The organism is [Micrococcus luteus] ATCC 49442 (assembly GCF_010367585.1).
GTDB classification, from domain to species: domain Bacteria; phylum Actinomycetota; class Actinomycetes; order Actinomycetales; family Micrococcaceae; genus Arthrobacter; species Arthrobacter luteus_A.
Map to the genome: position 1 here is coordinate 4,109,901 of NZ_JAAAXP010000001.1, position 22,644 is coordinate 4,132,544.

The 22,644-nt window shown below is 66.9% G+C and carries 22 protein-coding genes; 15 read left to right on the top strand and 7 right to left on the bottom strand.

Translation table 11 applies throughout. The features are described 5' to 3' along the window. Nucleotides 1-20 precede the first annotated feature (20 nt). Entirely contained in the window at nucleotides 21-1,733 is a 1,713-nt protein-coding gene (locus GUV69_RS18725; protein ID WP_164205159.1) for a bifunctional 3'-5' exonuclease/DNA polymerase, read from the bottom strand. A 96-nt stretch (nucleotides 1,734-1,829) separates the two neighbouring features. Between GUV69_RS18725 and GUV69_RS18730 the strand changes: the two genes are divergently transcribed. The 8 genes from GUV69_RS18730 to GUV69_RS18765 all read left to right on the top strand — a co-directional run bounded on the left by GUV69_RS18730 (nucleotide 1,830) and on the right by GUV69_RS18765 (nucleotide 7,705). Continuing rightward, on the top strand, nucleotides 1,830-2,045 hold the full coding sequence (locus GUV69_RS18730; RefSeq protein WP_164205161.1) for a death domain-containing protein: 216 nt from the start codon (nucleotides 1,830-1,832) through the stop codon (nucleotides 2,043-2,045). 129 nt (nucleotides 2,046-2,174) lie between these two features. After that, complete coding sequence (gene ssd, locus GUV69_RS18735; protein WP_164205163.1) at nucleotides 2,175-3,476, top strand: septum site-determining protein Ssd; 1,302 nt, start codon at nucleotides 2,175-2,177, stop codon at nucleotides 3,474-3,476. Between the two features lie 23 nt (nucleotides 3,477-3,499). Next, nucleotides 3,500-4,729 (top strand): TadA family conjugal transfer-associated ATPase, encoded by a 1,230-nt coding sequence (locus GUV69_RS18740; protein ID WP_164206770.1) that lies wholly within the window; start codon nucleotides 3,500-3,502, stop codon nucleotides 4,727-4,729. Continuing rightward, nucleotides 4,726-5,673, top strand: coding sequence for a type II secretion system F family protein (locus GUV69_RS18745; RefSeq protein ID WP_164205165.1), 948 nt, complete (start codon nucleotides 4,726-4,728; stop codon nucleotides 5,671-5,673). Before GUV69_RS18740 ends, GUV69_RS18745 begins: the two co-directional genes overlap by 4 nt. Beyond that, the gene (locus GUV69_RS18750) at nucleotides 5,670-6,302 is read left to right on the top strand and encodes a type II secretion system F family protein (RefSeq protein WP_164205167.1); all 633 of its coding nucleotides are present in this window, start codon (nucleotides 5,670-5,672) and stop codon (nucleotides 6,300-6,302) included. Before GUV69_RS18745 ends, GUV69_RS18750 begins: the two co-directional genes overlap by 4 nt. A 154-nt stretch (nucleotides 6,303-6,456) precedes the next feature. Continuing rightward, the gene (locus GUV69_RS23290; RefSeq protein WP_244292781.1) at nucleotides 6,457-6,819 is read left to right on the top strand and encodes a DUF4244 domain-containing protein; all 363 of its coding nucleotides are present in this window, start codon (nucleotides 6,457-6,459) and stop codon (nucleotides 6,817-6,819) included. A gap of 125 nt (nucleotides 6,820-6,944) precedes the next feature. Then, nucleotides 6,945-7,349 carry a TadE family type IV pilus minor pilin gene (locus GUV69_RS18760; protein ID WP_244292782.1) on the top strand — a complete coding sequence of 135 codons (405 nt, stop codon included), beginning with the start codon at nucleotides 6,945-6,947 and terminating at the stop codon, nucleotides 7,347-7,349. After that, the gene (locus GUV69_RS18765) at nucleotides 7,346-7,705 is read left to right on the top strand and encodes an Rv3654c family TadE-like protein (protein WP_164205171.1); all 360 of its coding nucleotides are present in this window, start codon (nucleotides 7,346-7,348) and stop codon (nucleotides 7,703-7,705) included. Before GUV69_RS18760 ends, GUV69_RS18765 begins: the two co-directional genes overlap by 4 nt. Here GUV69_RS18765 and GUV69_RS18770 read toward each other — a convergent pair. Beyond that, nucleotides 7,678-10,110 (bottom strand): DEAD/DEAH box helicase, encoded by a 2,433-nt coding sequence (locus tag GUV69_RS18770; protein WP_244292783.1) that lies wholly within the window; start codon nucleotides 10,108-10,110, stop codon nucleotides 7,678-7,680. The two genes, GUV69_RS18765 and GUV69_RS18770, sit on opposite strands and share 28 nt — an antisense overlap. 27 nt (nucleotides 10,111-10,137) lie before the next feature. Further along, a complete protein-coding gene (locus GUV69_RS18775; protein ID WP_164205172.1) occupies nucleotides 10,138-10,830 on the bottom strand; it encodes a GNAT family N-acetyltransferase in 693 nt (230 codons plus the stop codon). A 270-nt stretch (nucleotides 10,831-11,100) separates the two neighbouring features. Between GUV69_RS18775 and trhO the strand changes: the two genes are divergently transcribed. Then, the gene (gene trhO, locus GUV69_RS18780; RefSeq protein WP_164205174.1) at nucleotides 11,101-11,994 is read left to right on the top strand and encodes an oxygen-dependent tRNA uridine(34) hydroxylase TrhO; all 894 of its coding nucleotides are present in this window, start codon (nucleotides 11,101-11,103) and stop codon (nucleotides 11,992-11,994) included. A 10-nt stretch (nucleotides 11,995-12,004) separates the two neighbouring features. Here trhO and GUV69_RS18785 read toward each other — a convergent pair whose 3' ends face one another. The 3 genes from GUV69_RS18785 to GUV69_RS18795 all read right to left on the bottom strand — a co-directional run bounded on the left by GUV69_RS18785 (nucleotide 12,005) and on the right by GUV69_RS18795 (nucleotide 13,664). Further along, nucleotides 12,005-12,604 carry a hypothetical protein gene (locus tag GUV69_RS18785; RefSeq protein ID WP_164205176.1) on the bottom strand — a complete coding sequence of 200 codons (600 nt, stop codon included), beginning with the start codon at nucleotides 12,602-12,604 and terminating at the stop codon, nucleotides 12,005-12,007. A 110-nt stretch (nucleotides 12,605-12,714) separates the two neighbouring features. Next, the gene (locus tag GUV69_RS18790) at nucleotides 12,715-13,227 is read right to left on the bottom strand and encodes a hypothetical protein (protein WP_164205178.1); all 513 of its coding nucleotides are present in this window, start codon (nucleotides 13,225-13,227) and stop codon (nucleotides 12,715-12,717) included. Further along, entirely contained in the window at nucleotides 13,227-13,664 is a 438-nt protein-coding gene (locus GUV69_RS18795; RefSeq protein WP_164205180.1) for a DUF6023 family protein, read from the bottom strand. The genes GUV69_RS18790 and GUV69_RS18795 overlap by 1 nt, the downstream gene beginning before the upstream one ends. Nucleotides 13,665-13,800: 136 nt before the next feature. Between GUV69_RS18795 and GUV69_RS18800 the strand changes: the two genes are divergently transcribed. From GUV69_RS18800 to proC, 6 genes are all read left to right on the top strand, one after another. Beyond that, a complete protein-coding gene (locus tag GUV69_RS18800; protein ID WP_164205182.1) occupies nucleotides 13,801-14,589 on the top strand; it encodes a MerR family transcriptional regulator in 789 nt (262 codons plus the stop codon). Nucleotides 14,590-14,721: 132 nt separating this feature from the next. Further along, nucleotides 14,722-16,452 carry a DUF7059 domain-containing protein gene (locus GUV69_RS18805; RefSeq protein WP_164205184.1) on the top strand — a complete coding sequence of 577 codons (1,731 nt, stop codon included), beginning with the start codon at nucleotides 14,722-14,724 and terminating at the stop codon, nucleotides 16,450-16,452. 159 nt (nucleotides 16,453-16,611) lie between these two features. Beyond that, complete coding sequence (gene topA / locus GUV69_RS18810; protein WP_164205186.1) at nucleotides 16,612-19,341, top strand: type I DNA topoisomerase; 2,730 nt, start codon at nucleotides 16,612-16,614, stop codon at nucleotides 19,339-19,341. A 53-nt stretch (nucleotides 19,342-19,394) separates the two neighbouring features. Then, the gene (locus GUV69_RS18815) at nucleotides 19,395-19,847 is read left to right on the top strand and encodes an SseB family protein (protein ID WP_164205187.1); all 453 of its coding nucleotides are present in this window, start codon (nucleotides 19,395-19,397) and stop codon (nucleotides 19,845-19,847) included. A 51-nt stretch (nucleotides 19,848-19,898) separates the two neighbouring features. Beyond that, complete coding sequence (locus GUV69_RS18820; protein WP_164205189.1) at nucleotides 19,899-20,876, top strand: Ppx/GppA phosphatase family protein; 978 nt, start codon at nucleotides 19,899-19,901, stop codon at nucleotides 20,874-20,876. Nucleotides 20,877-21,129: 253 nt separating this feature from the next. Further along, nucleotides 21,130-21,963: a pyrroline-5-carboxylate reductase gene (proC, locus tag GUV69_RS18825; RefSeq protein ID WP_164205191.1), complete on the top strand. Its 834-nt coding sequence runs from the start codon at nucleotides 21,130-21,132 to the stop codon at nucleotides 21,961-21,963. A 20-nt stretch (nucleotides 21,964-21,983) separates the two neighbouring features. On the opposite strand, the gene GUV69_RS18830 is transcribed toward proC, so the two are convergent. Beyond that, complete coding sequence (locus GUV69_RS18830) at nucleotides 21,984-22,622, bottom strand: potassium channel family protein (protein WP_191081982.1); 639 nt, start codon at nucleotides 22,620-22,622, stop codon at nucleotides 21,984-21,986. Nucleotides 22,623-22,644: the final 22 nt, after the last annotated feature.

A 22,644-nucleotide genomic window follows, 5' to 3' on the forward strand; every position in this document is an offset into this window, starting at 1 on the left:
GCCGGGTAGGTTACTTTCCGCTACTTGGCGTTGTCATAGGAATCCACCACGGCCACGCTGACCGGAAATTCCACGGGGATGGGTCCGAACAGGAGCTCCTTTGCTGCGGCAGCTGCTTCCTCGATGGCGCGGATGCCGGCGGCAACTCCGGACTCGGGGACGTGCACCATCACCTCGTCGTGCAGGAAAAAGACGAGCTCCGCCTTAACTGAACCGTCGGCACGCAGGGACCGCAGCCGGCGTCGTAATTCCGCCAGCCAGCACGCCGCCCAGTCTGCGGCAGATCCCTGCACCACGAAATTGCGGGTGAAGCGGCCGCGGGAGCGCGCGATGGCTTCCGCACGGCGCTGTTCCTCCGCCGTTGCCGACTGCTGGCTCCGGAACCACTGTTCGGACGGCGGCGGGCTGCTGCGGCCAAGCCTTGTGGTGACGGTCCCGCCGGCCTCACCATCACGCGCTGCCTGCTCCACGAAGCCGACGGCGCGGGGGTAGGTGCGGGCCAGCTGCGGCATGAGCCGCCCGGATTCCCCGGTGGTGGCGCCGTAGATGGCGCCCAGGAGGGCCACCTTGGCCTTGGCGCGGTCGCCGCCGAAGCCCTGCGCGGCGATGCCCGCGTAAAGGTCCTTGTCGCGCGCAGCTTCAGCCATTTTGGCGTCCTGCGCCAAAGCCACCAGGACACGCGGTTCCAACTGGGAGGCGTCGGCGACGATGAGCTTGTGGCCGGGATCGGCATGGACTGCACCGCGGATCTGCCGGGGAATCTGCAGGGCACCGCCGCCCCGGGAGGCCCATCGGCCGGACACCACGCCGCCCACCACATACTCGGGCTGGAACCGGCCGTTGCTCACCCACGCATCCAGCCAGGCCCAGCCGTTGGCGGTGTGCAGGCGGGACAGTTTTTTGTAGGCGAGGAGCGGCTCGATGGCGGGATGGCTGGACTCCATCAGCTCCCACTGCCGCGTGCTCTTGACCTCGATGCCGTTGCGGTGCAGCGCCCGCATCAGTTCCTGCGGCGAATCCGGGTTCAGCGCGGGGGAGTTCAGGAGGGTCCGGAGCTCGGTGTTCAGGGCTTCGAGTTTCGCAGGCCGGTGGCCCGCGGGAGGGCGGGGTCCCAAGTATTCGGCGAGTATCTGCTCGTGCAGGTCCTCCCGCCAAGGGACACCGCTGTGCTGCATTTCTGCCGCGATCATGGCGCCGGCGGACTCGGCGGCAAGCAGCAGCTGCAGCCGTTTCCGCTTGTTCCCGTCCGGGGCGGCGGCGGTCAGTGCTGTCTGCTGTGCCGCGAATTCGGCGCGCAGGTCCGCCAGTGTGTGGCGCGGCGCCCGGTGCCGGAGATCGTCGAACAGTGCGCCCTGGTCTGCGGGCGGGGGTGGCGGCTGGAGGGCGCGGGGCGGTTCCCGGGGATCGTCGAGCGTGGCCTTTTCGGCGTTCAGGGCGTACTCGGTGTGGGCGGTGAACTCCGAGTAGGCCAGAATCGTCCCGCACAGGCTGAGGTCGTAGCAGCGGTCCACTTCCACTCCGGCTGCCAGCAGCGCCGGGTACCAGTCCTGCGTGCGGTGCCAGATCCAGCGCGGCGGCGCCTCGCGGGGCCGGGTTTCGAGGTGGCGTACGACGCCGGGCAGCTCGCTTGCGCTGATCAGCCGCGGTTCAGGGCGGTCCGGGTGCGGATCACCGGCCTGGGTGACCTGCTGGAGGGCTGCGCCGTGGGAATGGGCGGCGAGCAGCAGGTACATACCGTCAATTCTGCCTTGTGGCGGGGGCGCGGATGGACGGCGGTTCTCCGTCAACGTTTGTTGACGCCAATCAGGTTGTCAACTAATGTTGACGGCATGGAGGTGGAACGAATGAAAATGCTGGTGGCATCAATGGACGGAAAAGGGCCTGCGGAAGCGCTCTACGCGGTGGCTGAACTGCACAAGGAAGTGGGACGCACTGAGGCGTCCCTGGTCCGCAAGGCCCGGCAGGCGGGTTTGTCCTGGGAAGCGATTGCCCTGTGCCTGGGCGTCAGTAAGCAGGCCGTCCACCGGAAGTACGGGAAGCAGTAGCCGGGCGGGAGGGATGTGGACCTCCAGGGTCATCGGCCCGTAGGTCCATTCCTTTCCGGATGAGTGGAGTTGTCCACATAGAGGGAACGGCCCCTGTGTGTCGGATCCGGTGACGTGGAGAGTTGCTCCATGAGCAGGCACCAGCTATCGCCATCACCTTCCGACCAGCCGTCTTCCCAGCGGCCCCGCGCCCGGTCCTCCCCTCCCCGTGGAGCTGCATCCGCCGGGCCCGGGGCCGGCGGCTTCGAGGCCCGGGTCTTTGACGCAGGAGGTTTTGCGGCCCGTGGGTTAGGTGCCGGCGGGGTGGGGCCCGGCGGGTTGGGCGCCGGAACGTCCGGCTCCGGGCCGGCTGCCGGGGCATGGTTGCCGGACACGGCGGCAGACGAGGTGCTGCTGGTCACCGGCCAGGACTTTCTGCAGGGGCAGGTGGAGCAGATTGTGGCTGCCGCCGGCGGCCAGCTAAGGGTCGTGGCAGACGTCGCGGATGCGGCCAAATACTGGGACTCCGCCGCCGCCGTGCTGGTGGGAAGCGATGTCCGTGAACTGCCTCCGCGACGCCGGGCACCCGCGGTACTGGTGGGCCTCAACGGGGAAGGGGACAGCCTCTGGCACCTGGCTGCGGCCCTCGGGGCGGAGCGGGTGGCAGTGCTTCCCGATGCCTCGGCCTGGCTGGCTGAGCATCTGAGCAGATCGCGTTCGCCCGAAGCCGGCGGCCTGGTTCTGGGTATCACAGGCGGCTGCGGCGGGGCCGGAGCCACCACCTCGGCCATCTGGATTGCACAGGCAGCAGCCGGGCTGGGTGTCCGGGTCCTGCTGGTTGACGGCGATCCCTGGGGCGGCGGCCTGGAGCTCGCGCTGGCCGCCGAGGAGACGCCCGGCCTGCGTTGGCCGGATCTGGCCGGCGCCAGCGGCAGCATCGATCCAGAGCAGCTCGCCGAGTCACTGCCCGTCGCCGGCGGGTTTTCATTCCTGTCCTGGCCGGGCAGCCGCGATCGTCCGGCGCCTGTGGATGCTGCTGCCGCGGGTGGTGTGCTGGATGCTGCCCGCCGCGGCTACGAACTGGTGGTGGTGGACATTGGTCGCGGCGCAGAGCCCGTCCACATGTTTGCCTGGGACTGTGACCGGCTTCTGGTGGTTGTGCCGGCACAGCTAAAAGCCGCCGTGGCAACGGCCCGGCTGCTCCACGAACTTCCCCCGGTTGAGGCGGCGCTGCTGGTCCGGGGCAAAACCGGCGCCGCACTGGACGCCGGACTGATTGCGGATGCTGTTGGTCTTCCAGTGCAGGGCCGGGTGCCGGAGCTGCGGGGCGTCACCGCGGCCGGGGAAAACGGGCGGCTTCTTGACCTGGGCAACCGGCGAAGCATCAGGCACTTCGCCGGATCTGTGCTGGATCTTGTGGCCGGCGACATCCCGGTGGGGGAGTTGCTGTGACCAGGCAGGCCGTTCCGCCGTCCATGCCGTTTCCACCGGTTCAGCCTGCCGGAGCGCGCCGCCGCCAGGCACGTGTCCTGGACCCTCGCGGTGTTGATTCAGCACTGCTGGAAACGGTCCGCGAGTCGGTCATGGCCGACGCCGGTCCGGTTACGGCTTCCCGCGTTGCCGCAGCTGTCCAGGCCACCGGACGGCTGCTGGGCACAGCCGGTTCCCTGGCGGCCGTCGAACGGATCAGCGCGGAGCTGAACGGACTTGGACCCCTCCAGGAGCTGACCCGGGACGTCCGGGTCACGGACATCTTCGTCAATGCCCCGGACTCGGTATGGATCGACAGGGGGAGGGGCATCGAACCGGCGGGGGTTTCGTTTGCCGGCGAAGCCCAGGTGAGGGCGTTGGCTTCGAGGCTTGTGGCTGCCGGCGGAAGGCGGCTGGACGACGGTTCGCCGTGCGTTGATGTCAGGCTCGAAGGCGGCTACCGTGTCCACGCCGTACTGCCGCCGATTTCGACAGCGGGCACCCTGCTGAGTGTCAGGATCCGGCGCGAACAGGTCTTCACCATGGCGGAGCTCAGCTCCGGCGGGATGTTCGGCAGCGTGGTGCATGAGGTTTTGGAGGGCATTGTCCGGCACCGGCTGAGTTTCCTCATCAGCGGAGCCACCGGCTCGGGGAAGACCACGCTGCTCTCTACCCTGCTGGGGCTGTGTTCCCCGGCGGAGCGGCTGGTCCTGATCGAGGACGCCTCCGAACTGAACCCCGTCCATCCGCACATCGTTGCGCTGGAGTCCCGGCACGGAAACCTCGAAGGCGGAGGCGAGGTGGATTTGGGCGAACTTGTCCGGCAAGCACTGCGGATGCGCCCGGACCGCCTGGTGGTGGGGGAGTGCCGGGGCGCCGAGGTTCGGGAACTCCTGACGGCCATGAATACCGGCCACACCGGCGGAGGAGGGACTATTCACGCGAACACGGCCACCGCCGTCCCTGCCCGGTTGACGGCCTTGGGCGCCCTCGCAGGGCTGGGCCAGGACGCGGTCCGGCTCCAGGCAGCGAGTGCACTGGACGTTGTGGTGCATGTGGAGCGGTCGCGTCAGGGACGGCGGGTAGCCTGTGTGGGCGTGGTGCAGGATGGCCCCGGAGGACTGGCTGTGGTCCCGGCCCTTGAGAACCGGCTCAACCGGTTAGCCGCCGGGCCCGCCTGGGAGTTGCTGAGTGAGCGGCTGGGGATGTCGCCTGAGCTGGGGGCCGTGGCGTGACGGCCGTGCTGGCCGGTATCCTCGCCGCTGCTGTCATTCTGCTGTTCCGGCCGCCCGGCGGTGCGGCGGGCCGGTTTCGGCGGGCTGCAGGGAGCACCGGCCGGGGCCGCGCCGCAGGTCCGGATGCCCTGCACGGTGACGGAAGCATCGACCGTTCGGCGCCGGGATTCAGCTTTGGCCCTTCATTGCGCAAGGTACGCCGTGCGGGACAGGGCCAGGGTCAGCTTTCGCTGACCCTGGTGGTCCAGCAGCTCGCGGCGTTGCTGAAGGGAGGGCGCACACCGGCGCGGCTGTGGGACGAATTATGGCTGGTCCACCACGGCCGTCCGGAAGAAAGCGGACGTGGCCCATCAGGCATTGCCCGGCTAAGGAATCCTGCGGAGGCACCAGCTGCTCCGGCCAAGGCCCGAACTGCTCCGGCCGAGGCGCCGGCTGCTTCAGCCAAGGCACGAGCTGCCGGGCGTAATGTACCTGGCCTGAGCCCCGGTTCCCTGGCGATGCTGGGCGCCGTCCGGGCCGCTGCATCCCGGGGCCTGCCGGTGTCCGAGGCGATCAGGAGAGCCGCCCCGGCGGCATTTCCGCGCGCTGCCGGCAGGGAGAACCGGATCTGGCTGGAGCTGGCCGCGTGTTTTGACATTGCCGAAGCCAGCGGCTGTCCCCTGGCGGATGTCCTGGCGCGGTTCGCAGTCCAGCTGGAGGTGGAAGATGACGCGGACGCCGCCCGGCAAACAGCGCTTGCCGGGCCCAAGGCCACCGTGAGCCTTCTGACCTGGCTGCCAGCGATGGGCCTGGGCCTGGGCATGGCCCTGGGTGTAGACCCCCTGGCCATGCTGTTCGGGACGCCGTTGGGCATGGCGGCGCTCGCAGCGGGGGTGGCCCTCACCGTGGCCGGGAGAATCTGGTCCGCCCGCCTGGTCCACGCTGCCGCAGGGGCCGTGCCGTGACAGGTCACCTTGTGCCCGGGGTTGTGCTCGCCGTTCTCCTGGTCCTCGTTTCAAGTCTGGTCTTTTCACAGCCGGGCCGGGTACGGCAGCGGCTGCTGAGATTGGGTGTGCGGTCCGGGCGGTCCGGCAACAAGCCGGGTACGCGGAGCGCCCGGGATGCCCCTTGGCAGGGCGATGGCCAGGGCCTCCCTGATGGATTGCGCGACACAGCCATGATGCTCGAACTTGTGGCCGCAATGCTGGACGCCGGCTCCGGAATTGGACGCTCCTTGGAACTCATTGCGGCCTCCGCGTCCAAGGACTACCGCCGGGCGCTGCGCCCGGTAGTCTCGGCACTGGCCATCGGGGCCGACTGGGAGACGGCCTGGCGCAGTTCCGAAGTCCGGCTTCCCGAGATTCTGGAACTGCGTGATGCGCTCGGATTTGCCGCCCTGACCGGCGCGCCGTCGTCCGCCATTCTCTACGCACAGGCCGCCAGGCTGCGCCGGGAAAGATTCCGCGCGGCGGAGAAACGTGCCGCCTCCCTGGGCGTGAAGCTCGTCATTCCGCTGGGCCTGTGCTCTCTGCCGGCCTTCATCTGCCTCGGCGTGGTGCCCGTTCTTCTAGCGCTGGTTCCCTCTGGATCGTAGACGGGTCCTGGCACTGGTTCCGTCCCCTCCTCCACAACCTGTTCACAGGCCCGGTTATCCACTTGGAGGAGTCTCGCCCTTACCGCCCCATGGGAAGCCCGGAAGAGTCGAATCAGCCCGGCAACTCGGCCGGACACAGAAGGGACAAACAACCATGACAATCATCCAAAACGGCTCTTCCCCGGCCCCTGCACCGCAGTCCGGCGCTGGGTTTGCCGGTACCCCAGAGCGGGACCCGGCAGCGCCTTCCGTTGCAGAAGTCGTCGCCTGCACCTGCCCGCGGGAGGAGGGCATAGAGACCGCGGGCAACGTTGTGGAGCTGAACGCGGGAGCCAGTGCGGCGAAGAAGCGCTGGCAGCAGTTCACGGCTTCCGAGGCCGGGATGGCTACAGCCGAATACGCCATAGCCACGCTGGCGGCAGTGGGCTTCGCCGGGATCCTCGTCTTCATTCTCCGCAGCGACGAGGTACGCGGATTCCTGCTGACGCTGATCCGCACCGCGCTGGCCCTGCCGTGAGAAGGGCGCCGGCAGCGATGCTTCCGGACACCGGGCAGGGCAGCATCAGGAAGCCGGATCCCGTCCCGGCCGGTCGCGGGGGTCGTGGTGGTGAAGCTCGTGGGGCCGGAAACGCCCCGGGCTCCGTGACCGGCGCCGTGACGGCCGAATTCGCCGTGGCGCTGCCGGCTGTCCTTCTGCTGCTTGCTTTGCTCCTGTCCGGAGCCGCTGCCGGCGTCACCCAGCTCAGGCTTGAGGAGGCAGCACACGCCGGCGCCAGGGCACTGGCACGAGGCGAGGACCCGGGTGCGGTGGAGGGTATCGTCCGGACCTTAGCGGGCGCGTCGGCCACGGCGTCTGTGACGGTCAACGGCGAGTGGCTTAGCGTCACCGTTGCGGACAGGGTTGGCGGTCCCATGGGCGCCACCGTGCCGTGGACCCTGACAGCTCGGGCATCAACCCGCGGCGAAGTGCCGGTAGCGTCAGGAATTGCCCTCCACAGCATGGTGCCCCCCGACGTGATGCCCCGATTGAGCGACGTCCGGTCATGAGCGTCCGGAGCCGGGACCAGCGGGAGCGCGGCTCGGGAACCGTCCTGGCGGCAGGGCTGGGGCTGGTGGTCATCATGGCTTTGGCACTGATGCTGCTTCTTGCCCAGTCAGCCGTGATGGCCAGCAGGGCGGCAGCGGCGGCGGACCTTGCCGCGCTCGCCGGAGCAGATGCCCTGCGCGGGCTGACCTCAGGTGATCCTTGTACGGTCGCAGCGGACGTGGCCGCCCGGCACAGCGCCGTCCTCGTGACGTGCACGGAAGGACCCGGGCAGACCCTGGAAGTCAGAACAGAGCTGGAGGTCCGGACCGTCTTGGGCGCCGCCAGCGGTCATGCGCGGGCGGGACCGCCGCCCTGAGCCGAAACCGGATCGAGGTCGCGTTCCGCAGGGGGCGGGAGTTCCACGTCCCGGGGAAGCGCCTCGCTCGAGTCTTTGAGGAGGACGTTGATCAGCGTGATGGCCGCAGCCTTGTCCAAGGGGTTGTTTTTGTTCCCGCATTTGGGGGACTGGACGCAGGACGGGCAGCCGGACTCACACTCACAGGCTTTGATGGCGTCCCGCGTCGCCGAGAGCCAGACCTTCGCCTTGTCGAAGCCGCGCTCCGCGAAACCCGCGCCCCCGGGGTGCCCGTCATACACGAAGATGGTGGGCACTCCCGTGTCGGCGTGGATGGCTGTGGACACGCCGCCAATGTCCCAGCGGTCGCTCGAGGCCACCAGCGGCAGAAGCCCGATCGCTGCGTGTTCGGCAGCGTGCAGAGCTCCCGGGAACTGTGCCTCGATCAGCCCCGCACCTGTCAGCGAACGGTTCTCCACCACGAACCAGACGGCCTTGGTGAACAGGTCGCGGGCGCCCAGCTCCAGCGGTTCCTCACCCAGGATTTCATTGGAGATCAGGGCCTTCCGCTGGAAGGAGACCACCTGGGTTGTGACTTTGACGTCCCCGAAGTGCACGGAAACGTCGCCCCACTGTGCGGTCCGCTGGGTTTCGAGGACCTCGATCTGGGTCACGTCGCGGGCGGTGGTGTAGTAGTCGGGGTTGGCGCGGCGGACCATCACGCAGTGGTCGTTCTCGTTCAGCTCCTCCACAACATAGCTGTCACCCTGGTGGACGTAGACCGCCCCGGTATGGGCCTGATAGTGGGTCTGCGGCGAGTCCATGGTCCCCAGCAGGGAGCCGGTGTCGGCGTCCACGATGCTCACCGGTCCGCCGCCGTCGGCCCGAAGGTTCACCATGGCGGCAGCGCTCTGGGAGTGGGTCCAGAACCAGCCGGCCGGCCGGCGCCGCAGGTAACCCTGGGCAACAAGCTGCCCCAGCAGCTTTTCGGACGTATTGCCGAAGAGCCCGAGTTCGGCCACACCAAGCGGGAGCTCCGCGGCGGCAGCGCAGAGATGCGGTCCCAGCACGTAGGGGTTGGAAGGGTCAAAAACGGTTGCTTCCACCGACACGTCAAAGATGGCCTCGGGATGGTTCACCAGGTACGTGTCCAGGGGGTCGTCGCTGGCAACGAACGCAGCAATGGCGTCCTGGCCCGCGCGTCCGGCCCGGCCGATCTGCTGGAACAGTGACGCCCTGGTTCCCGGCCAGCCGGCCACCAGCACGGCATCCAGCCCGGAGATGTCGATCCCCAACTCGAGGGCGGACGTGCTGGAGACACCCAGGAGCTCTCCGGAGCGGAGGGCCTTCTCCAGGGCGCGCCGTTCCTCCGGCAGGTAGCCCGACCGGTAGGCGGCCACGCGCTGCGGCAGGCTGGGGTCCACCTCGTCCAGTAATCGCTTGGTGATCGAGGAGATGGTTTCGGCCCCGCGCCGGGACTTGATGAAGGCGATGGTCCTGATCCGGGAGGAGACCAGGTTTGCCAGCAGGTCGGCGGTCTCCGCAACAGCTGTGCGGCGCTCCTTGGCTCCGTTCTCACCCTTGAGATCGGTCAGGGCCGGCTCCCAGAACGCCACGGTGGTGGAACCGTGCGGCGAGCAGTCCTCGGCAACAGCCCGGACGGGCGCCCCGATCAGCCGCCCGAACGATGTGCCCGGCTCCGAGGCTGTGGCAGACGCCGCGATGAAGACCGGGCCCGGGTGGGACGTCCCGGCACCGTAGTAGGCGCAGATGCGGCGCAGCCTGCGCATCAGGTTGGCAACGTGGGAGCCAAAGACCCCCCGGTAGCTGTGGGCTTCATCGACAATGACGTACCGCAGCCGCCGGAAGAAACTTGCCCACCAGGCGTGGTTGGGCAGGATGCCGAAGTGCAGCATGTCCGGGTTCGCCAGGATGAAGTTGGCGTGGTCCCGGATCCAGCGGCGGGACGCGGGGTCCGTGTCGCCGTCGTATGTCTCTGCCCGTACGGTGGGCAGCTTCAGGGAGCGGATGGCCGCCAGCTGGTCGGCGGCGAGCGCCTTGGTGGGGGAGAGGTACAGCGTCACGGCGCCGTCGTCGTGGATTTTTCCGGGTTCGGACAGCACCCGCAGCTCGGAGCGGTGGATGGCGTCCAGCGCGGGCAGTTGGTAGGCAAGGGATTTTCCGGAGGCCGTGCCGGTGGCAATCACCACGTGCTCGCCGCCGTGGGCCAGGCTGGCCGCCTGGATCTGGTGGCGGTAGGGCTGGTGGATGCCCAGCGACCCATAGGCTGCCACCAGGTCTGGATGGGCCCAGTCAGGCCACGGCTCGTGGACCGCCCGCCGGGCGGGGATGGTGCGGACATGACGGAGCTGCTCCGGGTCCGGGCCGCGGCCCAGCAACGGGATCAGCGAGTCATGGGGGTTCACCCCAACATTCTTTCACCCGGGGAAAAATCAGCCCACGGACAGGTCGGAACCTTCGGAGGACGTGGAGAGCATCAGTACCCGGCACACCACGGACCAGCCCAGGTGTGAGTAGAGCTTTTGACCATCCAGCGAGGCCAGCAACAGGCCGTTCTCAACGTCCGGTCCGATGGCCTGCGCCGCGAGGGCCTTCATGATGAAGCTGCCCAGACCGCGGCGCTGAAACTCCGGCTGGACCACAATCTTGTCGAACACGGCCGTCCCGTCCACCACAAAAACCCTGCCGCTGGCCGCCACCTCATCACCGGAGCGGACAACGGCGTGGTGGACGCCGTCGAGTTGCGACGTGACCAGGTTCAACTCGTCATCCGAGAGCCAGGGATCCTCGGTGTCCTGGGTTTCCATATCCACGATCATCATGGCCTGCGATGCGGAGGTGATGTTTAGCCCGTGCTTCTCGGCAAGCTGCGTGTAGCGGAGGACGTCATTGGTCAGCACGGTCAGAATCCGTGAAGGAGCTTCAACGGTCTTTGCTACCAATGCTGCGAACTCATCGTCGGAAGGGTCATGGGAGAAGTATTCCCAGTCCCCGGTGGTGTCGGCCCGCAGTACAGCGGGGAAGCGGCCCTCAGTGGACGTCTGGTACCCGCGGCAACCTGCCCAGCCAGTTACCCAGACCTCAAGAAGGTTCGTAATGTCTTCAACCATGGCATCCGGACTCATGTGATGAGGGTATTCCAGCCCCGTCACAAGCAACAGGGGTTGCCTCCCTTGATGTGACTTGCTTATCCAATCGTGACCCGGGGACACAGCGCGCAGACGCGGCCACGGCAGCGGTGACGGTCACCGCTGTGCCGTTTGCCGTCGTCGTCCCCGGCTTACCGGGATGCCGAAACCGTGCTGAACAGGCGCGATGCAGCCGGCGCAGCGAACCCTGGCGGCCGCTGGCTCACCGGCAGGACCGGGCGGGGCAAAGCCAGTACCCTTAAATACGTGGCTTTGAACAGAATTGTGCTCTTTTACGGTTTTACGCCCATCGCTGATCCGGACGCGGTGCGGCTCTGGCAGCGTGCCCTGTGCGAGAAGCTCGGGCTGACCGGACGCATCCTGATCTCCAAGGACGGCATCAATGCCACGGTGGGCGGCGAGATCGGCGCCGTCAAGCAGTACGTCAAGACCACGCGCGAATACAAGGGCTTCCACGGCATCGACGTGAAGTGGTCCGACGGCGGTGCGGAAGACTTTCCGCGGCTGAGCGTCAAGGTCCGGGACGAGATTGTCTCCTTCGGCGCTCCCGGCGAGCTCAAGGTGGATGCAGACGGTGTTGTGGGCGGCGGCACACACCTGAAGCCCGAAGAGCTGCATGAACTGGTAGCGGACAGGAAACAGGCGGGGGAGGACGTGGTGTTCTTCGACGGCCGTAACGCCTTCGAAGCCCGGATCGGAAAGTTCAAGGACGCGATCGTCCCGGATGTCGCCACCACGCACGACTTCATCAAGGAACTCGACTCCGGCAAGTACGACGCCCTCAAGGACAAGCCGGTCGTCACCTACTGCACGGGCGGCATCCGGTGCGAGGTGCTGTCCAGCCTGATGGTGAACCGCGGTTTCAAACAGGTCTACCAGCTCGACGGCGGCATTGTCCGCTACGGCGAAACGTTCAAGGACCAGGGCCTCTGGGAAGGTTCGCTCTACGTCTTCGACAAGCGCATGCACCTGGAGTTCAGCGACGAGGCGAAGACCATCGGCCAATGCGTCCGCTGCGCAGCACCCACCAGCAAGTTCGAAAACTGCTCCAACCTCAGCTGCCGCACCCTCACCCTGTACTGCGCAGAGTGCGCCGCCAGCCCGGAGACGCTGCGCTGCCCCGAAGGCTGCGCGGCCTAAAGCGTTGCCGTTAGAGCCAGATCAGCCGGTACGCGTAATTGGCCTCGGACTGCGCCTCCACCCGGAAAGTCAGCGCCGTTTCCTTCGCCAGGTAGATCACATTCTGCCGCTTCGATCCGCACCGCAGGCTGAGGTGCACCATGGTGTACACCTCGTTGCTGACGGTGAAGGTGACCGGCCGCTGGCTGCGGCACACCAGCGCTAAGACGTATGTCCCCACCGGCAGGCCGGCCACGGTTTCCGTCCGGACTTCCTTGGCCTGAAGCAGGCCATAGCCCCGGTGTGCAACCTGCAGCCCGGAGCCGAGCTGGACCGTCTCAAGCCAGGCCTCAAGGCCCGCCGCACTGACCGGTTCGTTCTGCCATTGCTCCGCGGCAACATCCGGCTCTGTGACCCGCGGGGCTGCGGACACGTCATTGAGGGCAGGCCGCCAGCCGTCGTCGTAACTGTATTCGCACCCGGCCAACACCGCTCCCGCCAGCAAGGCACCCGCCGTTGAAAGCGCGACGGCGGACCTTGTCCGGGTGCGCAGGGGAACCTTCCCGGACAGGCAAAGGCCCGGACGACGAGCCGCACGGTGATGCGCAGATGCTCCCTGCAGTGAGGGCATGGACTGATTTTAACGCCGGCAGGCCCGGCAGAAGCGGGTCATGCGCCCCCTACTTAACCGCGCGCCTAACCGCGCGCCGGAGCCGCGTAGCCAAGCCGCAGCCGCGTGGCTCAGGCCGGGCCGGCGAAACGCACGGCACCGCCAGCCGGCCCCGCGTCCCCGATGGGGTCAAGAGCAGCCGACACCTCGCCGGCGGTAAGGTCAAGCACCGTGTCGTGCGGAGCGCCGCACTCGATCCGCTGCGAGAGGCGCAACTCTCCATGCTGCCGGACGGTCACCGTGGCGCCGGGGCCGGTGGTGCAGAGAGCGCGGACCGTGTACGTGCCGGTGTCCCGCAGCAGGCCCCCCGTGGTGATGCCGCGACCGTCCCGCAATCCGCCCATCGCCCCAAGGGAAACGACGCCTTCGGGCTCACCCATCAGGGATTCCACTTCCGCCATCAATTCGGCCTGCCGGGCGGCTTCGCCTGCGTCCATGGTTGAGTCGGTGGGGGCCGACGGCAGCACAGCGGTGCTCCCGCCAGGCCGGGGTTCCGCATCCTCGTACTCGCACGCGCCCAGCGATACCGCAGCCAGCAGCATGCCGCCGGCTACGATCAGAGATCGTCCCGCATTCACAGGCACTAGTCGGCCTGCACAAGCTGGTAGGCATAGAGCGTTGGTGCGTCCACGCTGGAGGCGCTGAGCTCCAGCGGTCCGGATTCCGTGATGGTGATTCTCGCTGTCTCGCGGGTTCCGTAGCAGGCAGCGCCGAGGTCCATGAGCTCCTTGCCGCCTGACCGGACGGCGAGGAAAGCCTTGCCGCCGCCGTCGCACACCAGCGTCAGCGTGTATTTTCCTGCCGGTACATTCTCGGTGTGGTCCACGGGCCGGGCGTCGAGGATCTTGCCTGCATCCTCGGCCACGATGCCGCTGGCCGACGGCATCGCCGTGGCCTTCCATGCCGGAACATCGGCGTTCTCCACCGAAAGCCGCTGTGCACAACCGGAAACGCCAAGCACCACGGCGGCTGCCGCCACCGCGGTCAGGGCACGCGGGATGGAAGTGGGAAAGAGAGCCATGCTTCAAACTTACCCGGAGCCCCTGTGATCCGCGGATCCCAAACATATTGACCTTGACGCAGCGTCAACATTTACGGTTGAACCATCAGCCCGGGACGCCTTATATTTCGGGGAAATGCAACGGAAAGAGGAGCGGATGGACTGGTCCATCCAGGAGATCGCCCGGATCGCCGGTACCACCAGCAGGACACTGCGGCATTACGACAGCATTGGCCTGCTGAAACCCAGCCGCACCGGCCACAACGGATACCGGTACTACAACCAGGCGGCCCTGGTACAGCTCCAGCGCATCCTGCTGCTTCGGGAACTCGGGCTGGGCCTGCCGGTCATCAGCCAGGTGCTCGACGACGAAACGGACGCCGCGAAGGCCCTCGCCGGCCATCTCGCCTGGCTTAAACAGGAGCAGGACAGACTGTCGCGGCAGATCGCGTCGGTCACACAAACCATCAACGCAGTAAAAGGAGGCGGCGAAATCATGGCAGAAGAGATGTTCAACGGTTTTGACCACACGCAGTACAAGGACGAAGTGGAGGAGCGCTGGGGCAAGGACGCCTACGCCAAGGGGGATTCGTGGTGGCGCGGCATGAGCGCCGATGAGAAAGCGGCGTGGAAGCAGCGCTCGCAGCAGCTGGGCGAGGACTGGATCGCTGCTGCCACGGCCGGCATCGAGCCCGACAGCGCCGAAGCCCAGGCCCTCGCGAAGCGGCACGTCGAATGGCTGACCGGCATACCGGGCACACCGGCGTCGGACGCCCGCGGCACGGCAGACGGCGCGGGTGGTGGCACCAGAGGCGTCAAGGGGTATGTCACGGGTCTCGGCGAAATGTACGTCGCGGACCCCAGGTTCGCCAAGAACTACGGCGGGGCTGAGGGGGCAGGTTTTGTCAGGGACGCCCTCGCGGTCTACGCGGAGAAGAACCTGTAGCTGGTCGCCCCTGCTAGGTTCCGGTCCCTCCCAACTAAGTAGCGCTAAGTGTCGTTTTGAGGCGCTAAAACGACAGTTAGCGCTACTTAGTTGGGCAGCGGCGCGGGGATACTCCGCCAATAGACTTGGGCGGTGACTGATTCCACGCTTTTCTTCGCCGGCAACACTCCCGACGCACCGCGCAGCGACCGTCCGGAACTCCTGGCGGCTCTCGCCGCCGACTTGCGGGCGGTGGACTACACGCTCGACGGCGTGGCCTCTCTGCTGGGCGAGTCCGCCTACAACGCGCTGAACCGGGACCAGATCATCCCGGCCCTGCTGGCCACCGAAAGCGCCGTCGAGGCCGGCGTTGAAGGCGGCACATCCGGTGACCGGACAGCGGCGGCGCTCGCCGCCGTCGTCCGGCTCTGGCTCCTGGCGGAACCGCAGACCCCGGCAACGCTCGACGCCGCCCTGCCGCGGATCCGGACAGCGGGCCTGCTGGAGCTGGGGCTGCTGGAGCCCGTGCCCGGCGCCGCGTCCGCAGGGGCCGGGCTGATGCAAGCCAAGGCGGACCTCCGGCCCTATGGCTGGGAGGGCGCCGAAGCGGAAGACACAGTCAGCAGCGGCGGCGCCGAACTATGGGTGGCCAGCGATCTCGCCGCCCACCAGCAGGCAGGGATGCTGCGCCACGACCATGTGCTGGGGATTGGCCAGGCGTCCACCACGCTGGTGCAGACCACCATCCGGCGGCACGTGGCCAAGGCGCTGGATCTGGGGACGGGCTGTGGAATCCAGTCGTTCCACCTCCTGCACCACGCCGAACACGTCACGGCCACGGACATTTCCGCACGGGCACTGGCCTTCACCCGGTTTAACCTGCTCCTCAACGCCGAGGCGCTGCACCTGGATCCCGCCCGCCTCGAGGACCGGGTAAGCCTCCGGCTCGGCTCACTGCTGGAGCCTGTGGCCGGGGAGGAATTCGACCTGGTGGTATCCAACCCGCCGTTTGTGATTACGCCGCGAACCTCCGGCGAAGAGGCGTCCGGGCAGTTCACGTACCGCGACGGCGGCCTGCCGGGGGACCAGATTGTGTCCTCGCTGGTCCGGGACCTTCCCTCCGTCCTGGCTCCTGGCGGAACAGCCCAGTTATTGGGCAACTGGGAGATCCCGGCGGGGACGGACTGGGCCGAACGGCCGCAAAGCTGGGCTGGTCCGGACGCGGATGCCTGGTTCATCCAGCGGGAACAGGTCAGCCCGGAACAGTACGCCGAAACGTGGCTGCAGGACGCCTCCGAGGCCCGCGACCGCCAGCACTATCGCGACGCCTACGCCGCCTACCTCGCGGACTTTGCCTCCCGGAACGTTGCCGGGATCGGTTTCGGCATGATCTGGCTGCGGCGTCCCGCCACTGCAAGCCCCGCCGTACGTGGAACCGCCGCTCCAGGATCCGGAGGGGCCACCATCAGCCGCTTCGAGGAAATCACCTACCCCATCGAACAGCCGGTGGGACCACACCTGGGTGCCGCGGTCGATCGTTCGGACTGGCTGGCCGCACACAGTCTTGAAGATGCACACCTGCTCGTTGCTGACGACGTCACCGAGGAACGCCACCAGCGCCCGGGCGCCGAACATCCGGGCGTGATCCTGCTCCGCCAGGGTGCGGGGCTGCGCCGGACCAACCTGCTCAGCACCGAGCTGGCCGGCTTCGTATCCGCGTGCGACGGCGACCTCTCCGTTGGGCAGATCATCGGGGCACTTGCCGCGCTGCTGGGAGGCAGCCTGGCCGGGGAAGACGGGTTCGACGACGACGCATTCCGGGCGGCGCTGCTTACCGAAGCGGGCAACCTGGTCCGCGACGGATTCCTGGTGCCGGCGGATTAGGGAGGATCCCCGCGGCGCGAAATAGCGGGGATTCCGGGCCCAAAAACCGCGCTGCGGACCCTGACGTTTTCCACATGAATGCGCATCCTTGGCCAAAATATGGTGAACTAGGCGAGTATGGGCTCATCTGCCCGAGCAACCTTTTTCTGTAGGAGCACCGTGCCAAGCAAGGCCAAAACCGGCAAGAAACTCGTGATTGTGGAGTCTCCCGCCAAGAGCAAGACCATCGCCAAATACCTCGGCGAAGGCTTCATCGTTGAGGCCTCCATTGGTCACATCCGCGACCTGCCGCAGCCGTCCGAGCTTCCCGCGGAACTGAAGAAGACCTCGGTGGGCAAGTTCGCCGTCGACATCGAAAACGACTTCAAACCGTACTACGTGGTGTCAGCGGACAAGCGGAAAAAGGTCACCGAGCTGAAGGCGGCGCTCAAGGATGCCGACGCTCTCTATCTCGCAACCGATGGGGACCGCGAGGGCGAGGCCATCGCGTGGCACCTGCTGGAAGTGCTCAAGCCCAAGGTCCCGGTCTACAGGATGACCTTCGGCGAAATCACCAAGGAAGCCATCCACCGCGCCATGGACAACCTGCGCGACGTTGATACTGCCCTGGTGGACGCGCAGGAAACCCGCCGAATCCTGGATCGCCTCTACGGCTACGAAATCTCCCCGGTGCTCTGGCGCAAGGTGGCCCGCGGCCTGTCCGCCGGCCGCGTGCAGTCCGTGGTCACACGTATGGTGGTGGACCGCGAACGCGAACGCATGGCCTTCAAGGCTGCCTCCTACTGGGACCTGACGGGCCAGTTCGGCGCCGGCGCCTCCTCCTTCAAAGCCAAGCTGGCGGCCGTTGACGGCGCCAAGGTGGCCAGTGGCCGCGACTTTAACGACGACGGCGTACTCACCGCGCGCAATGCCGTCCACCTCAACGAGGAACTTGCTACGTCGCTGGCGGCAGGGCTCCAGGAGGCGGACTTCCGCGTCCGCTCGGTGGACACCAAGCCGTACACGCGCCGCCCTGCCGCGCCGTTCACCACCTCGACGCTTCAGCAGGAGGCCGGCCGCAAGCTGCGCTTCTCCTCCAAGAGCACCATGCAGATTGCCCAGCGCCTGTATGAAAACGGCTACATCACCTATATGCGTACCGACTCCTCCGCGCTGAGCGACGAAGCCGTCACGGCCGCCCGCCGCCAGGCTTCGGAGCTGTACGGTCCGGAGTACATCCCGGCATCGCCGCGGGTTTACTCCAGCAAGGCCGCGAATGCGCAGGAAGCCCACGAGGCCATCCGTCCCGCCGGTGACTCCTTCCGCACCCCGGCCCAGGTGGCCAAGCTGCTGTCGGGTGACGAATTCCGGCTGTACGAGCTGATCTGGAAGCGCACCGTGGCATCCCAGATGGGCGACGCCAAGGGGTCGACGGCGACCATCCGCCTGGGTGCCGTTGCTACCGATGGCCGCGACGCTGAGTTCTCCGCCTCCGGCACCGTCATCACCTTCCCGGGCTTCCTGGCCGCCTATGAAGAAGGCAAGGACGAAAGCCGCGGTGACGACGACTCCGACGAGGCCCGCAGGCTCCCGAACGTCGCGAAGGACGATGCCCTGACGGCGTCGGACATTGTTGCTGTTGGCCACGAGACCTCCCCGCCGCCGCGCTTCACCGAAGCATCACTGACCGCAGAGCTGGAGAAGAAGGGCATCGGGCGTCCGTCCACCTATGCCTCCACCATCTCCACCATCCAGGACCGCGGCTACGTCCGGAAGCAGGGATCCGCACTCGTGCCCAGCTGGATCGCCTTCTCCGTGATCCGCCTGCTGGAACAGCACTTCTCGGATTACGTGGACTACGAGTTCACTGCAGACATGGAAGGCGACCTGGACAAGATCGCCAACGGGCAGGCTGTGGGGTCCGCCTGGCTGCGTCACTTCTATTTCGGTGAGGACACCGAGCCCGGCCTGCTGAGCATTGTTAACAACCTCGGCGAGATCGACGCCCGGGAAATCAACTCCATTCCCATCACGGATGAAATCACGCTTCGGGTGGGCAAGTTCGGCCCGTACCTGGAAAGCTCCGCTGCCGTGGTTGATCCGAAGACCGGCGAAATCGTGGAGAACTCGCGCGCCAACGTGCCCGAGGAGCTGGCTCCGGATGAGTTGACCCCTGCCAAGGCAGTGGAACTCATGGAGACGGCCGCACCCGAGGAACGCGTCCTGGGTGCCGATCCGCACACCGGCCACACCGTGGTTGCGAAAAACGGCCGCTACGGCGCCTACGTCACCGAAGTCATCCCGGAGATGACCGAGGAGCAGATCGCCAACCAGCCCGTGGAGTATTACAAGAACGGCAAGCCGAAGCCGCCGAAGAAGCCTGTCATGGCCAAGCCGCGCACCGGTTCGCTGTTCAAGTCCATGACGGTTGAATCGGTCACCCTGGACGAAGCACTCCAGCTGATGAGCCTGCCCCGTGCGCTCGGCGAGGACGCCGAAGGCAACCTCATCACCGTACAGAACGGCCGCTTTGGCCCGTACCTGAAGAAGGGTACGGACTCGCGCTCGATCGGCACCGAAGAGGAAATCTTCACCATCACGCTCGAGCAGGCGCTGGAGATCTACTCCCAGCCCAAGCAGCGGGGAGCCCGTGCAGCGGTTCCGCCGCTGGCCGAGTTCGGCCCGGACCCGGTGTCCGAGAAGAACATCGTGGTGAAAGAAGGCCGCTTCGGCCCGTACATCACCGACGGCGTCACCAACATCACCGTGCCGCGCGCCACCTCCCTGGAGGAACTGACGCGCGAGCAGGCCATCGAACTCCTTGCAGAGAAGCGGGCCAAGGGGCCGGTCAAGCGCACCACAACAGCCCGCAAGGCTCCGGCGAAGAAGAAGGCCCCGGCCAAGAAGTAGTTTGGGGAGCGGCTCTATTTGCGGTGCCGGGCTCAACGTGGTCGAGTAGATACATGACTGAACAGCCCGGCACAGCCGACCCCACGCCGCTGAACGACCTCGAAGAGAAGCTCGCCCAGGGCGGACAGCCTGAGGGCAGCCCGGTGGACGTCATCCTGTCGTTCCTTAACAGCGAGGTGTACGTCATCAGCACCGACGGGATCGAAGGCGAAGATTCCCAGGTGGAGCCGCTGGTCCTGGCCAACGCCGAGGGCGAGCCGGTCCTGGCCGTGTTCTCGCACCCCACCCGCGTTGATGAGCACTACCTCGAGGCGGCCCCGAACGTCCTGGGAACGCAGGGAGCCGCGATTATTGCCAACATCGGCGAGGACCTGGGCATGGTGATCAACCCCGGAGCCGCGTACGGTTTCGAGATCAACCCTGAGGGCGTGGCCAACATCAAACGCGATTTCAAGCGCGCCGATGAGCTTCCCGACGGCGCACCCGAAGACCCTTCCGCCAACTGACACTTTTGGACCGGTTGTGAGTGCAGGCCCGGGCCGGGGAATAATGGCAGGATGCGGCTAGGCGTCCTCGATATCGGGTCCAACACTGTCCACCTCCTCCTGGTGGATGCCCACCCTGGCGCGCGCCCTGTTCCCTTCGCCTCGCATAAGCGGCCGCTGTCCCTCGTCCAGTACCTGGACGCGGACGGCAACATCAACGATGCCGGTCAGCATGAGCTGACCGAATTCGTCCTGGAAGCCTGGGAATTCGCTGCCCGGCACAAGGCCGATGACCTGCTGGCCTTCTGTACGTCGGCCATCCGGGAAGCTACCAACGGTCCCGCCGTGCTGGCACGCGTCAAATACGAGACCACGGTGACCCTGCAGGAACTGACGGGCAGCGAGGAGGCGTCCATGACCTTCTTCGCCGTCCGCCGCTGGTACGGCTGGGGAGCCGGACCCGTCCTGAACCTGGACATCGGTGGCGGCTCCTTCGAAATGGCTTTCGGCCAGGACGAGCTGCCGGAAGTGGCCACGTCGGTTCCGCTTGGCGCCAGCCGCCTGACCAGGGACTGGCTGGCCGAGGATCCGCCGTCGGCCAAAAGCGTCAAGGAGTTGCGCCGCTATATCCGGGCCACGCTCGCCCCTGCGGTGAAACAGTTCGAGGGCCTTGGCCGGGCGAACGTGGTGGCGGGAACGTCCAAGACCTTCCGCTCGCTTGCCCGGATCGCCGGTGCAGCCCCCAGCGCGGCCGGGCCGTACGTGAAGCGCGAGCTAAACGCCACCGACCTGGGCGTGTGGGCGCAGCGGATCTCCGCCATGAAGGTCGAGGACCGGCTCTTTTTGCCGGGTGTATCCGATGCCCGCGCGCACCAGCTGCTCGCAGGGGCCTTGGTGGCCGAAGCTGCGCTGGAACTGTTCAAGTTCAAGAAGATGCGAATCTGCCCCTGGGCGCTGCGTGAGGGCCTGATCCTGCGCCGCCTGGACCAGCTTGTCTTTGCCGGTCCGCTCGATCCCGCACCCCACGTCGGCGTGCCAGCTACCCGTTAACGCGAAAGCGCCGGCGTCCACAGCAGGAAAATGGGGGGAAACCTGCTGCAAACTACCGGCGCCTCGGGCAAACATCCCCATGCTTGCCGCATCACTCGCACCCTCAATGAGGTAGTAACTACGTTAGGCGGGCAACTTGTGAACAAGCTGCAGCGAACATGGGAGTCCGCTGGGAGTCCAAATAAGGGAGTTCCCGCTTCACAGGATTAATTCCATTTCTGCAGCCGTCCACCCAAACTGCAATGATGGGTCCATGAGCAACCGAATCGCCTTCCTGGGCTGTGGATCCATGAACGAAGCCATCCTTTCCGGCCTGCTTAAGGCCGGAACCGACCCCGCCGACGTCGTGGCCACCGTCAGGCGGGCCGAACGCGCTGCGGAACTGGCCGAGCGCCATCACGGTATTACGGCCATCGCGGGTGAAGAGGAGCCGGACAACAACAAGCAGGCGGCCAAGGGCTCCGGGGTGGTGATTCTGGGTGTCAAACCTGTGGGCATCGCGGACCTGGCGCGCGAGATCAGCGGTTCCCTGTCGCCGAAAACCATCGTGGTCAGCGTCGCCGTGGGTGTTTCGCTTGCCCAGCTTGAAGCTGCCCTGCCGGCCGGGCAGCCGGTCATCCGGACAATGCCCAACACGCCTTCGAAACTGGGCCGCGGCGTCGTGTCCGTCTCCCCGGGGACCAACTGCACGCCGGAGCAGCTCGAGCAGGCCAAGGCCGTCTTCAAAGGCGCGGGCACAGTGGTTCAGGTTCCCGAGGAGCAGGTGGATGCGTTGTCAGCCATCAGCGGCTCGGGCCCGGCGTATGTGTTCTACCTCGCCGAGGCCATGGCAGCCGCGGGCGTCGAACTAGGCCTGGATAAGGATCTGGCGCTGCTCCTGGCCAGGGAGACAGTAGCCGGAGCCGGGTTTATGCTCGCCGAGCCGGGCGCCGATCCGTCAGCGCTCCGCAAAGGTGTGACCAGCCCCAAAGGCACCACCGAGCGCGCCCTCGCCACCTTCGACGAGCGGGGCCTGCCGGCCATCATCGCCGCCGGCACCCGTGCCGCCGCAGACCGGGCAGCGGAGATCACCAAACAGCTCGGCTGAGTGGAGCCTGGACCGCAGGGTTAAGGCCGGGCGGCGAACCGTTCCAGCAGGTCCACATGGCCGGACACGATCAGCATGTCGCGGGCGGAGACCTTGGTTTCCGGCCGGGCGTAGGTGAAGTCCTCGCCGGGGGACTTCACGCCGACGATCGTCACGCCGTACTTGGAACGCACCTTGGATTCGTCCAGGGTGAAGCCCACCGTCTCGCGCGGCGGGTACATCTTCACGATGGCGAAGTCGTCGTCGAACTCGATGAAGTCCAGCATGCGGCCGGAGACGAGGTGCGCGGCGCGGACGCCGGCGTCGGCCTCAGGGTAGATCACGTGGTTGGCGCCGATCCGGGTCAGGATCTTGCCGTGCGAGGGCGTGATGGCCTTGACCCAGAGGTGCTCGATGCCCAGGTCCACAAGGTTCACGGTGATCAGCACCGAGGACTCGATGGACGTGCCTACGCCGCAGACGGCGGAGCTGAATTCCTGAGCGCCGAGCTGGCGCAGCGCGTCGATGTTCGTGGCGTCCGCCTCCACGACGTGTGTGAGGAGCGGCGCCCACTTCTGCACCAGGGTCCGGTCGCGCTCGATCGCCAGCACTTCCCGGCCCTGCTTCACGAGCTGCTCGGCCGTGGACGAACCGAACCGGCCCAATCCGATCACCAGCACCGGCGCGTTGTGGGCGGGGCGG